Origin of the sequence: Cohnella caldifontis (assembly GCF_029360585.1) — a bacterium.
Taxonomy (GTDB): Bacteria; Bacillota; Bacilli; order Paenibacillales; family Paenibacillaceae; genus Cohnella; species Cohnella caldifontis.
Map to the genome: position 1 here is coordinate 1 of NZ_JAQZSJ010000027.1, position 13,780 is coordinate 13,780.

The following is a 13,780-nucleotide window of genomic DNA, read 5'->3' on the forward strand; positions in this document are numbered from 1 at the left end:
TGTCGAAATCAGCTGTCGTCGGGCTGATCGTGCTGTTCGGCGGCGCTTCATTCTCGTCCGTCACCGAGATCGTAAAGGATTTGGTAAATTCATTGTTGCTGGAATCTTTCACTTTCACCGTAATGGTATAGCTGTTTTTCGCCTCGTAATCGAACACGGCGCTGGACTGCAGCTTGTCTCCCAAAATGCTAAAGCTGTCGCTGTCCGCCCCCGGTTCAAGCGTATAGGTAAACGGCGGGCTCGAGTCTGCATCGGTTGCCGTAAACGTGCCAATCGTCGTGCCTGTGCTGCTGTTTTCCATGATCGTATCGCTGGACAGCGAGATGTCTGTTGGCGGCTGATTTGGCACGTTGTTATCCGCATCAATCTCCAGATACGGTGCTCCGCCACTTAAGGCAGTGTCACCTATCCCATATTGCACCTTTGTGCCAAAGGGACCCTCGTCAACTCCGTCCAGGACAAAGGTAGCGATGCCATCACCAGCAACTTGTGATTGAATAAAATCGGTAACATCATAGGAAATCCTTTGGTTTATGGTTGTAGCTGATGAGTCATTCGTAACGATCGTTACATCCTTGGAAGGAATGTCGGTTGGTGTTGCCGTATTACCTGCAGGTGCTGTCCATGAATCATCATAAGAACCATAAATATTGAGATAAGGAGTCCCGACAACCGCTTGCCTTTGTCGGACGTATAAAGATAATTTGGCAGAAATGACATTGGGCGGAACCTCACTTACATCAAATTTCGCGAGCATTGCAGATGCCCCGTAATTCCCACTGGAGTCATTCTGATATCCGACCAGGTTTACTTTTACCGCGTTTCCATTTGGAAATGTGCCCGTCTGGTCCGTATAAAGATCCGCCATTGCATATATGGTCGTAGTAGCCGCAAACGTTTTGTCTCCCCCGTATAACGGCTGGAATAACGAATATATCATGGCAAACAACATGATCCGCACAACCGTTGCTTTCATACGAAAACCTCCTCAGAAATAAAAATTACACCAGCTGTATTAAAAGAAAGTCCAACGGCTACATATTTGCCCATCCCATAAGCTACTGCTCTCAGAGTATATTTCTCTCCGGTGTCTGTCACTGTCCAATCCACGCCGTCGTCGGAATAAACAACCGCTCCAGACATACCAACCGCTACAAATTTGTCATTGCCATAGGTAACACCGTAAAGGTGATTAGTTATAGAGCTTGTCTGGGCGGTCCAATCTGCGCCATTGCTTGATGTGAGAATCGTGCCGCTGTTGCCAACAGCAACGAAAAATCCGTTTCCATATGCGATGCCGTTAAGTGTATTCTGCGTATTGCTTGTCTGTTTCTTCCATATAGCTCCATTAGCGGAGGAATAAATTCCGCCGCTTGTCCCTACCGCTACAAACATACCGTTACCATAAGCTATGCCATACAAATACGCAGGACTTGCGTACGTGGTCCAATTCGTCCCATTCGTGGATGTCACAATATCTAAGTATCCAACACTGACAAATAAAACGTTGCCATAAGCAATTCCAGTCCGATTATACGTTGACCCAGACGTTACCGACGACCACGAATCCCCATTTGACGAAGAAATGATTGTCCCGCTTACCCCGACCGACATAAACATGCCGTTTGCAAATATGACATCGTGCAGATTCTTGCTTGTTCCGCTCGTTTGGCTAATCCAAGTCGCATTGTCGTCTGATGTCAGCACCGCTCCCGATGCCCCGACGGCGACAAACTTGCCCTCTCCGCCTGTGATGCCGTACAAAAGTTTGGCGGTTCCACTCGTTTGTTTCGTCCATAGGGTCCCGTCGCCTGAAGAGACGATCACTCCGGAGTTTCCAACCGCGGAAAAGACGCCATTGCCGAAAGCAATATTGTTCAGTTCATTCGTAAGCGGGGACCGGAGTGACCAGGATGCTATCGGATTAATCCATTTGGCATACAAAATTACGTTGTCTGTACCCATTGGGAGCGTTGCGCCTGCGATATAATCTGTCCCGCTCCCATCCGCAGCGGTATTCCAACCGCCGAATATAAATCCGTTTTCGTCAAACCCTTGCTGTTGTCGTGTACGATGTCCGAGTCCCCTTGTTCGTAACTCATGATATCGACAGGGACGCTCCCACCGTCATTCCCGTTACCGTCATATGTCACTGTATAGACCTCGCCTGCCGGAGAGCCCCTTACCACGGTACTGCCAAGACCGGGCATAGTCCCGGCAACGATAACAACAACGAGTATTCGAAATAACAGTTGTTTCAATCGTGTTGCTCTCATCAATCCCACTCACTTCCTCCTGATTCGACAATTTCTACTACAATCATATAAAATCGCACCTTAAAAAAAACCTTAAAACGCATCTTGCTATGTAAATGAATCCAATCTTATACCAGCTACTTATAACTCATACGATAAGAACCCGGTCAATTGTTCCTGTTCATAAACGAAAAGGTTACCCCGGTCATGCCTCTTGCTGCATGAACAGGATAACCTTCGCATGGGGAACGCTTATTAAATCAGGCCGGACTTTTGAAGCAGCCGCTCGACCATTGCCGCAACCTCGGCTCTGGTGATGGAATCTTTCGGAGCAAGCGCAGTACCGCTTCTTCCCGATACAATGCCGGCTTGCAAACAGTCGGCAATGCTGCTTTGCGCCCAAGCAGATACGACTGCCGCATCCGTATACGGACGAAGGGCCGCGTCTACCGAGTGAACCGACAGTTTGGCTTTCAGTCCGGTGATCGCCATCGCTTTGGAGAGGATGACCATCGCCTGTTCGCGCGTAACCTTGTCATTCGGCCGGAAGGTGCCGTCTTCAAACCCGCCCGCCAAATGGTACGCATAAGCGGTGTTAATGGCACTGCCGTACCAATCCGATTCTTTCACGTCCGAAAAGACGCTCGTTCCGCTCTCCAGCTTGAGTCCCAATGCACGGACGATGATCGCCACAAACTCCGCGCGGGTAATGTCCCGGTCGGGATGGAACAAGCCGTTTCCGATCCCCTCGATGATCATGCGGGAGCCCATGTCGTTGACCGCCTCTTTCGCCCAATGGTTCGACACATCGCCGAATTCGAGCGGATGCCATACGACGGCATACGTGCTGTTCGTCAAGCTGTTGATTTTGGCGTAATATTTGCCGTCGATCAAGATGACCTTGGTCGGCACGTGCCGCACGGTTCCGTCCGGTTCGACGACGACGCCTGTCGTGATCTTGCTGGGGTCCGTGCCGTCCGGCAGCGGAATTTCCCGCTGCACGTAGGAACTGAACTTGTCGACCGTTACGGTGTTGCCGTTATAGCTGACGGTTATCGTGAATTCCACCGGAGGAGCGGCGATAGTAAATCGGCCGTTCTCCGAGGCAGCCTCAAGCCGTGCCGTCTGGGCTTCTCCGCTCCTGGCGATCTCCACATGCACTTCGATCAGGGAGAGGTCCTTCGAATTTCCAAGCTGGGAAGATACCCGATCAATAAACATTTCGACAGCCGGAAGCTTGTAGCTCCCGTTCGGCGTGCGGACTTCCAGCACCGCACGCTTGTTCTCCATCGCTTTCACCGCGTCTCCGGTCAATACCGCCGTAATTTTGTCCGAATCCTGAGCGACGGGAATCAAGACGTTCGGTTGGTCCCCTTCCCGTACCAACTGCGACGACAGCTTGGCCGCGTCCACCGTTACCGTAAACACGCTGCGTCCCTCTTTGTCTTTGGACGATTTGCCCGAGGCGATTTGTTCCTGCGGTTTGCCGTCCACGATCACCCGAATGTCCTCCGGCTGATCCGATGCAGGACCGGATGTTGGGCCCGGTTCAGGATCAGAAGGTTCGTTCGGTTCAGGATCGGTAGGTTCGTTCGGTTCAGGATCGGGAGATCCGCTCGGTTCGGAACGCGTAACGGTGATCGTGTAGGTCTTGGTTTGACCGTCCAGCGCCGTGACCACGATCGTAATCACATTCTCTCCGACAACCAGTGGAATGTCGATTGGAGTGCCGCCTGACACGGGGGTTCCATTCACCGCGACGGTGGAGTGGCTCTCCGCTGGCGTCGGAGTGACGGCAATGGCAGACACGCTATTCTCGACTTGCGCCGTATAGTCGACCACGCTGGGGCTGAATGCCGGCGTCAGATCGCCATGCGACAGCGCAAGCCCGTCCAGATCGGAGCTCGCCGGGAAAATATTCGTCACGTTCACGCTGTTCACGCTCTCGTTCCCGACCAGGTCGCTCACGTAAACCGTGTACCAGCCATTTTCGGACACCGTCAGTTGACCCTGATAGACAGCGCCCGTCACCGTGAGTCCGGACATCAGATCCGTGCCGGCCCCGCCGGCGAACGAATCGGCGTTCAACTGGCCGGGCTTCCACCGGGCTTCCTTCAATCCGTTGTCGAAACCATAGACGGACACCGTTACCGGAACGGACACTTCGCCCGCAGTCGGCTCATCCGGGACGGGGTCGCCAAACGAGATCGAAGGCGCATCCTTGACGATGTTCTCAATGCGAATCGTGCTTACCGACGGAGTGGAGAACGCGTCCCGAACGTACACGGTGTAAACGCCGTTCTCCTCGACTTCGAAATCCGCTTTGCTGACGTCATCCTCCGCGTTGATCTTACCGGTCAGATCGTGGCCGAACGACTCGTTGGAGAAATCCTCAATCGTTCGAATGCCCTGCGCCCAGCGGATCGCGTCCGCGCTGTTATCATCTCCGGATGCTTCGATGTTGACCGTCACTTTCTTCGTCGCGCCCGTCGTCGAAGGCGTCAGCGTGACGTTCAGCGGAGAGGCGGTGCGAAGTTCGAGCTTGTATTCCTGGCTCAACCCCCCGTTCGTCACCGCGATCGTATACCGTTGGGTGCCGTTGCCGGAGAGCGTGTCGGAGAATCCCGAACCGGCGTTTCCCGAAAGATCTTTCCCGTCTCCGTCCTTCATGACGATGGTCGCGGCGGAGTCCGCGGGGACCGGATAGAAACGGACGGAAGTCACGTTGCTGGATACGACGCCCGAGTAGGTGAAATTCGTACTGTCATAAGTAAGGGAAAGGTCCTTGTTGGGCGTTGAGCCGACGTCTTTCGCTGAGAGACTGTTTAACGCGGCCGACTTGACGGTGAATGATTTGACCGCATCGGCTCCGTTCCCGTTCTTCACATATACGGTATAGGCGCCGGGGGCCGAAATGTCGAACGCGTCTGTAAAGGACGTGCCGCCGCCCGTCCGAAAATCTTCGAGTCCCTTGACGCCGGACGCCCATTTGTACTCCGTGACGAAAGTTCCATCAAACGTATACCCGTTCACCGTCACCGTCCCGCTCCCGGCAGGCGAGAGGCCCGATGCGTCGATGACGATCTGGGGCAGCAGGATGAGTTGCGGATACTGTCCGTCGCTTATCTTCCATACGGTTGTAACCCAGGCGGAGTAAGTCGTGGCTTGCTTCATCTCAGTCGTGCTTTTACCCGTTCCGCCGCACGAAGTCGAAATGCCGGAAACCTCGGTATCCCAAAAGCTGTTGTCGACGGTAAAGCTGGAACCGCCGAATATTTGTTTGCATATCCCTCCGGCATAAGAAGGGAATCCGGACGCCGATACAAAGCTGTTGGTAATCACAAGCCCGGTATTCGCCCTGCCGATCATACCGCCAACGGCCCAGTTCGAGGCGCTGCCCGTGTTCCCCGAATAGCTGCCGGACGCGCTCACATTGGTAATTTTTCCGCCAGTGGACGTCTCCCCTGCGACCAAACCCACGTATGCATACGGGGCCGTCGAAGTGACCTCCAGCGATGCATGAACGACCGAGTTTGTGATATTCGGTTGGTCGCTTAATGCCCCCGCAACACCGCCCGTAAACATCCCGCTGGATTTAACCGTCCCGTTCAGGTAAACATTAGAGACAGTCGTGGTGTTCGCCAGGTATCCGCCTAACAAACCCGCGTATGAGGAATTGTTTCCGATCACCTGGCCAGTTACGGAAACATTTTCTATCCTCGTACTGCCTCTGGCATAGCCGACTAGAGCTCCTACGAAATTACTAGAAGGGGATGGATTCGTAACCTTTACGTTGACATTTTCCAGTTTCAGATTTTTAACGGTACCGTTAAACAGTATTCCGAACAAGCCGATATTCGCATCGGTACTGTTATCGATGGTCAGATTGCGGATCGTATGCCCGTCGCCGTCCAGCGTACCTTGAAAATAGCTGCTCAAATCCTTGCCTACCGGCTGCCAGACCTGATCGTCCTCGAACGTGATATCGTTCCCCAGCTTATAAAACGTATTGGTTTTCACGGTATTGCGCATCCAGTCCAGGCCTTCGTACGACGTGATGATGTACGGATCCGACGCCGTACCCGAACCGGATCCCGGAAACGGCGGCGTATCCGCAGCCGCAGGACTTCCCAGCGGACCGGTTACCATCGCGAAGACCAGGGCAAGAATCAACAGCCCTTTCGCACACCATGCGTTCACGCTTCTTCTCCTCAATGCTTCTCTCTCCCTATTGTCAAGTTAAGGATCATGATCATCCATTCTAGCAGTAGACACCTTAAAAAAATCTTAAAAAAGATTCGACATAAAGAAAGAACCATCCGGGAGAGAATCGTCCCGGACGGTTCTTTCGTTCCGCGCCGCTGTCCGAATATCCTCGATCCAATCGCGACGCTTACTCTTTTATCCCCGTAAAAGACAGATGCTCTGATCCAGCAGGATCATCCGCAACCATCAAGAGGGGCGGCGAGCCCCTCCGTTCACGCCGCTCCGTCGGAAACCGCCGGAATCCGCACCGTTACTTTCGTTCCCCGGCCCGGCTCGCTTTCCATTTGCAGCCCCGTGCCGTATTCGTATTTCAACCGTTTGTTGATGTTCAGCAGACCGACGCCCTGACGCCTGTCCGATCCGGAAGCCGACAACTCACCCATTACCGTGCTCTCGATGCCGACACCGTTATCTTCAATGACAAACCGGTATTCGCCCTCCGCTTCATAAGCCGTCAATTTGACCGTTCCGCCTTCGATCCGATTGCCGATCCCGTGCCGAATCGCGTTTTCGACGAGCGGTTGCAGCAGCAGGGGAGGGAGGCTCACCCGGAACATCCCTTCCGCAATGTCATATTCGAATTGCAAGCGATCCTTGAAGCGCGCTTTTTCAATTTCGACGTAAGTCCGGATCAGGCTGAACTCTTCTTCAAAGGTGATCCGATGCTCCGCATTGCTGAACCGGAAGCTGCCGCGCAAATAATCGGCCAGATCCGCAGTCAATTTTCGCGAACGTTCCGCATCCGTATAACTGGAAGCGACAATACTGTTCAAGACGTTGTACAAAAAATGCGGCTTGATCTGCGATTGCAAAAACGCCACTTCCAGATCGACCGCCTTGGCGAGCGATTCCTTCATCGCCAGCAAGCTGCCGATTCTCGCCTTCAGTTCCGCCAGGTCGAACGGCTTTGGCAAGAAGTCGTTCGCTCCCGCCTCGAATGCCGCCACCTTGTCCTGCGCCCCGATCGCCGCCGTCACCATCAACACGGGTAGCTCCGGCAGTGTATAGGTTTTGCGGATCTCCTGGCACACTTCGTACCCCGACAGGCCCGGCATCATCAGGTCGAGAACGACAAGATCGATCCGATTCGGTTTGCCGATTTGTTCGAGCGCTTCATAACCGTTTTTGACGGCGATGACGTTATAGCCAAGGGGCTCCAGCGCGTCCATCAATACTTTCAAATTCAAAAATTGGTCATCCACGATCAAAACCGTGTGCTTCCCTTTTTGATTCAGATAATAAGGCGTCGCGAGCGCGTACTCCGGCGCTTTGACCGGATGTCCGCTTGCCCGGGAAGCCGTTTTCGGTTTCCCGCCGCTGCCTGCGATCGGCAGGGTGAACGTGAACGTCGTGCCGACGCCTTTCGTCGAAGATACCGATATTTTTCCGTTCTGCAGTTCGACCAGCTGTTTGACAATGGACAGCCCGAGCCCGAAGACCCGGCGTTCCATTGTCTCGTCAAATGATTGGAACGCTTCGAACAGGTGCGGGATATTCTGCTCTTCGATGCCTTCGCCCGTGTCCTGAACCGAGATTTCAATCACGCCGCGATTCTCCGCCGCTGTGACGACAATGCTCCCGTTCTCCGTATGCTTGACCGCGTTGTCGAGCAGATTGCCGACGATCTGACCGAACCGGCTTTCATCGGCAAGCGCATAGGGCAAATGTTCGGGAACGCGGTTCTCGAGCCGGATGTTGCGGTCCTTGCACAGAAACGAATAGATGCGCACCTGCATCTCGACAGCCGGGCGGACATCGACCGGCGTCGGGTCAACGGCCAATTCGCCTTGCTTCAATTTGGAAAAATCCAATATATCGTAAACCAGCTGCGAAAGCCTGCCGGTGATGCTCGTGATTAATTGAAGTTTTTCCCGCTGCTCCGCCGAGGGCGGATGATTGGCGTTGTCAAGCATCGACCTGGAGATATGCATGACGCCATGCAGCGGCGACTTGAACTCGTGCGACGTTCTTGCCAGAAAGTCGTCTTTCAGCTTGTCCGCTTTCAGCAATTGAACGGTGAGCTCTTCAATTTTCCGGAACGCGTTGGAGAACCGGAGTGACATGAGCAAAGCCAGCATCAGAAGGAACACGAACGGTTCGAACGGCGGCACCGAATCAACCGGTACGGCGAAATAAACGTTCAGATTTTGCACCAGCGCATAGACGTTCAGGGCGATCGCGGCGACAGCCAGGTACAGGCTTCCCTCCACTTTTAGAAATGCCGCCAGGACGAAGACATAAATCGCATACAGCAGCGGGAAGGTGGCGTAGATCGTGACCAGTTGCCGAAACAGATCCGTCGCGAACCGGGGGATGAAGCCGATTGCCCAGACCGCCAGAACCGTCCCGACGGCCACCCCGATCCGGATCAACCATCGGGAGCAAAACGGACGGAACGCCGTATACACGTACAGGAGAAATCCCATGCCTGCGCCAAGCGCCGAAACCATCTGAATGCGCAGATAAAGCCAGAACGGAACGGAGCCGAACAGGCTGAACAACACTCTTTCGCCGCGCGTGCTGGTGAACAGGGCGAAAAACACGCACACCAGCCCGAATACGATCAGGGAATAATCGTTTTTCCGTTGGGAATACAAGCCGACGAAATACAATCCCATCATTAGAAAGACTGTAAACGTAATCCAGTCGTGCGTGAGCGCCTTGTCGCGCAGCCCGGAAATTTGCGCGGCATATCCCAAATAGATCGATTCGTTGATGCCGCTGCTGGCGGGAAATTCGTAGTTGGCCGCCTGCACGATGATTTCGTTCCATCCGGGCTTTAACGTAAAATAGCCGGCATAAGGCCGGTTCACCGCTTCATAGTTCCGCCTTTCCGCCGGATTCCCGCTTTGGCCCGCGACCTGGCCATTGACGATGATGCGGTTGGACATTTGGATCGACGATGTTTTCAGTCCGTAAACGGACGCAGAATCGCCGACTTTGATCCGCAGACGGTACGTCGCCATGCCGAGCGTCTTCATTCGATTCGACCACGATCCCGGCACTTCGATTCGCTCCGGTGAAAGGCCGCTTGCATGCGCGAAGGAGGATGCGAAATCTTCATGAGAGAGGAGCTTGTCCGGGTAAAACTCCCATTCGCCGTCCAATGGAACGACGCCATCGTCCGCGAACCGCCACGCGGTCAAATCGAGAAATCCGTTTTCCGCTCTTGGCGTCTGCTTCCCGCCCAGCGAGAAATAAACGAGAAACAGGCCGTATGTTGCGGCCAATATGGCCAGCGTGACCATCGCCGCTGCAATTTTTTTTCTCATCGTCCGCTCATCCAGACCATCCCATTTGCCCATGCAACCTTACCGTCTCCTCTTCCAGCGCGACACCGAGCTGATCGCGAACGACCTGCTCCAGCTGCCGATAGACGCGCAGCGCCTCATTCCGGTTTCCCGCTTCCAGATGCAGCCGGATGAGCTCACGTCCGTCCGCCTCGGAATCCGGCGCAATCGCGAGCACGCGCTGCAAACTGTCCGAAGCGAGCGCCGCGCGGCCCCGCTTGCGAAAAAGCCGGTGCATGCAGCGCAGCGAACGGATATACTTCGCTTTGATTGCCTCCTGCCTTGCTGCAGCCCAGCTATAATCGCAGCCCTCCATATATTCGCCTTTGTACAAACCGTTGATCTTGTCGTACAACTGCTCATCCGGTTCCTCCGCCGACAAAATGTCGTCCAGCATCCCCTCGAATGTCGCCACATCGGCAGCCGCCCCGTCCAGCCGGATCGCGAACCCGTTTCCGGATTTGTCTACGCTTATGGGCACGTCATGCTCCTGCAAGCTTCTCCGCAAGTAGGACAGGCAGGTATACAAATACGTTTTCGCCTTTTTCACATCGTACCCCGGCCAAATCGACTCAATGATGAGCGCGGTATCCGCGGGCGTCCCTTCGTGATGGATCAAAAAAGCGCAGACCTCTTTTTCCTTGTTCGTTTTCCAGGGGAGCAGCCGATTATCGGCATGAGGAAGCCCAATGGAAAAGCCCCCCATGCATCGGATCAAAGGACGGACGCTGGCGTCCGGGCGGGCCCGAATCGCGGATACGGTTTGCTTGATGCGCGATACCGCATGTTGCAGCCTGCTCATCGTAATCGGCTTCAGCAGATAGTCGGTCGATTGAATTTCAAACGCTTCCACCGCATACTCCGCGTACGCCGTTGTGAACACAATCGGCATTTGGGGCTGGATTGCCCTCATTTTCCTCGCCGCCTCCATGCCCGTCATGCCCGGCATCTGGTTATCCAGGAAAACGGCGTCCACAGGCGTCGTGTTCAAAGCTTCGATCGCCCGAATCGGATTCACAAACCTTCCGACGACCTTGACATCCCCGATTTGCCCAAGCAAAATCTCTAACAGATTGAGCGCATCTTCTTCATCATCCACGAGCAACACACGAATCATTGGGCTTGCCTCCTTTGCACGCCTATGGAAAGACACCTGTTACATACAGAAAAAAATCGTCCATTCATTTGCAATCTTCGCCATTCATGGCCACATTACGGACATATTCGACAAAAATGGTCCAATTCCTTGCCTTTCGTCGGATGCGACTTCGTTCATTACTCCCCGGGCTTCGTCGTCATCAGGCTGTACAGCTTCGTATGCCGCGGGAACTTGTCGGTAAACGGCACAAGGGAGCTGCCTACCTTAATCAATCCATTCCCGGCGTCAACATTGGTGATATAGGAGAGTTGCAGGTCCGAAATATTGAGAAGCCCGGCAAGCTCCATCCGGTCGGTGCTGGCCTGATTCAGCATGACGATAAATTCGCTGTTCGCCAGCATGGTGCGGGCCGTATGGCTTTGCAGCAAATCATCCACGTTTTGCGTAATTCCCGTACAAAAAGCGCCATATTTTCGGACGCGCTTCCAAAGCGTGAACAGAAAGTTGGCGCTGTATTCATGCTGAAACAGAAGATAAATTTCGTCGATAACGATAAATGTATTTTTGCCTTTAGCCCGATTTTGCGTAATTCGGTTCAGGATGCTGTCCAAGACGACCAGCATGCCGATCGGGAGGAGTTGTTTGCCCAAATCGAGAATGTCGTAGCAGATGAGCCGGTTATGGACATTGACATTGGTCGGTTTGGCGAACGTGTTCAGACTGCCGGAAGTAAACAGCTCGATCGCCAGCGCAATGTCCTGCGCCTCCGGCTCCGCTTGCTTGAGCAGTTCCGCGCGGAAATCCTGCAACGTCGGCGGCTGCCCCTTATAGTTGCTCTGCAAATACTTCCTGTACACGCTGGCGGTGCAGCGGTCAATGAGCGACTTTTCCTTGGCTCCCAGTTGGTATCCGCCAATCAACTGCTCGCACAACGAGAGGACGAATTCCGATTTGAGAATGATTGGATTAGCTCCGTCGCCATATTGACGATTCATATCCATCGCATTAATATGGTTCGGCGAAGTGGCGGATATATGAATCGTCTCGCCGCCCAATGCGTTCACCAGTGCGGAGTATTCCCGTTCCGGGTCGATCAGGATCATATCGTCGTCGCTGGCCAGCATCTGGTTGACGATTTCCCGTTTCGCGGTAAAGCTTTTGCCGGAACCGGATACGCCGAGGATAAAGCTGTTTCCGTTCAGCAATTGCTTGCGGTTGGCAATAATCATGTTTTTGCTGATCACATTTTGTCCGTAGTAAATGCCGCCCGGATGCATGATTTCCTGCGCCCGAAACGGAATAAAGACAGCCGTGCTTTCCGTCGTTAACGTCCGCAAAGCGTGAACCTTCCGCAAGCCGTAAGGCAGCACCGTATTCAGACCGTCCATTTGCTGATAGGTAAGCGTGGCAAACTGGCACAAATGCTTGCGGGCGGTTGTGAGCAGCGCCTCCGTATCGCTGTCGAGCTGCTCCTTGCTGTCCGCGATATGGACCATCGTCAGAAGACCGAACATCATCCGCTGGTCGCGGGTGGTCAAGTCGTTCAGAAATTCTTTGCTCTCTTTGCGTTGCTGCTCCATATCGTAAGGGACCACGGCGGAAAAATTGTTGTTCCGGTTTTGTCGCCGCTGCCAGTTGGTGATGTTCGTCTCCACGCCGAGCAAACGGCTCTCCACCTCACGAACGGCCTCGTCGGTCGGAATCGGGATGATATCCAGCGACAGCAGCAAATTCCGGTTCAGGTCGCAAAGCTCGGACACCATGCTGTCCTTAATATAGCTGGCGTATTCCCGCAGAAAGATGACGCGGCCAAAAAAGTTGCCCATCCGAAAATGATCTTTTTCAAACTCGAACGTATCCGGGCAAATGTAGTCCTTGAAATCATGGCCCTTGCGCATCGTTTCGGACAGATGGAAACGAAAATCCGCTTCCTCGCCAATCCGAAAGAAATCATGGAAAATGCGCATACGGTCAGTTGCATCCAGTTCGATACATTTGGAACCGAGACGGGAAAAATGCGACATCAATTCGGTCCCGACCCGCGCAAAGTATTGACGGGCTTCCTCCACATTTTTCTTGACGACAGAAATGGTAACGTACTTTTCCTGAATCGTGCCGTTTGCGCCAATGGCCTTTGCGAGCAACATCTCGTTATACTCTTGCCGGTACACATCAAGATGGTCTTGCCGAAGCGGAATCAGAATCGAGCTTTCAAAATCGGCCCGATTCAAACGCCGGTTATGGATTGTAATTTTCGTGGTCGCTCCGTTGTCAAAGGAATTGAGCAGCTCGGAATAAGACAAAAACATCGCTTCCTTGTCTTCCCTGGACGCGACGGCGTAGTTGATATCCTCGAATCGATACGATTTGGAAAATTTGTTGCCGACAAAAAAAATCCCGTCCGGCCAGAGGGCGCGAATCGGGATAACTTGCTGAACGCCTTTCGGGATGACAAATCGTTCCTTGTCCTGCTTGATGATGCGTCTGAGCGTTTTAATCACGGCGCATCATCCTTTCCTGCTCATGATGCTGCATGCTCTTTTTCATCGCTTCAACGTAGATGTTGGTCGAATAGAAGACGAAGCGCCTTGGCAGCAGAAATTCCGATTTCACATACGCCCAAAGCAACTGCTCGGCCGTCATACCGTGATAGTTGATGAAACCCAAGGCTGCGCAGGGCGCGGCCCCCAAAATGCACATCCAACTGAGCGTTTCCAAGCCAAAGCGGCCGCGCAGTCCAAAATAAAGGCCGATCGCCACGCCGACAGCCAGCACAGAAAAAAAGAACTGCCGCAAGGACAGTCCAAAGTATAAGCTTTCCGTATAATCCCGGATTTCCCGGTTGATTTTCACTTCCATTTAAAGTCCTC

6 protein-coding genes and 1 pseudogene are annotated in these 13,780 nt (G+C 53.5%); all 7 read right to left on the minus strand.

Going from position 1 to position 13,780, the window contains the following annotated elements; all coding sequences use genetic code 11:
• The coding region (locus PTZ19_RS23500; protein ID WP_276358067.1) for a CBM96 family carbohydrate-binding protein at window positions 1–976 on the minus strand (976 nt) is incomplete at its 3' end.
• Window positions 973–2,037: pseudogene (locus tag PTZ19_RS23505) on the minus strand (sialidase family protein); the annotation flags it as partial. The pseudogene PTZ19_RS23505 and the gene PTZ19_RS23500, both read right to left, overlap by 4 nt.
• Window positions 2,038–2,510: 473 nt before the next feature.
• Window positions 2,511–6,455: an S-layer homology domain-containing protein gene (locus tag PTZ19_RS23510; RefSeq protein ID WP_276358068.1), complete on the minus strand. Its 3,945-nt coding sequence runs from the start codon at window positions 6,453–6,455 to the stop codon at window positions 2,511–2,513.
• A 278-nt stretch (window positions 6,456–6,733) separates the two neighbouring features.
• Window positions 6,734–9,793: a hybrid sensor histidine kinase/response regulator gene (locus PTZ19_RS23515; RefSeq protein WP_276358069.1), complete on the minus strand. Its 3,060-nt coding sequence runs from the start codon at window positions 9,791–9,793 to the stop codon at window positions 6,734–6,736.
• 7 nt (window positions 9,794–9,800) lie between these two features.
• Window positions 9,801–10,928, minus strand: coding sequence for a response regulator (locus tag PTZ19_RS23520; protein WP_276358070.1), 1,128 nt, complete (start codon window positions 10,926–10,928; stop codon window positions 9,801–9,803).
• Between the two features lie 158 nt (window positions 10,929–11,086).
• The gene (locus tag PTZ19_RS23525) at window positions 11,087–13,411 is read right to left on the minus strand and encodes a VirB4-like conjugal transfer ATPase, CD1110 family (protein ID WP_276358071.1); all 2,325 of its coding nucleotides are present in this window, start codon (window positions 13,409–13,411) and stop codon (window positions 11,087–11,089) included.
• On the minus strand, window positions 13,404–13,769 hold the full coding sequence (locus tag PTZ19_RS23530) for a PrgI family protein (RefSeq protein ID WP_274364819.1): 366 nt from the start codon (window positions 13,767–13,769) through the stop codon (window positions 13,404–13,406). Before PTZ19_RS23530 ends, PTZ19_RS23525 begins: the two co-directional genes overlap by 8 nt.
• Window positions 13,770–13,780: the final 11 nt, after the last annotated feature.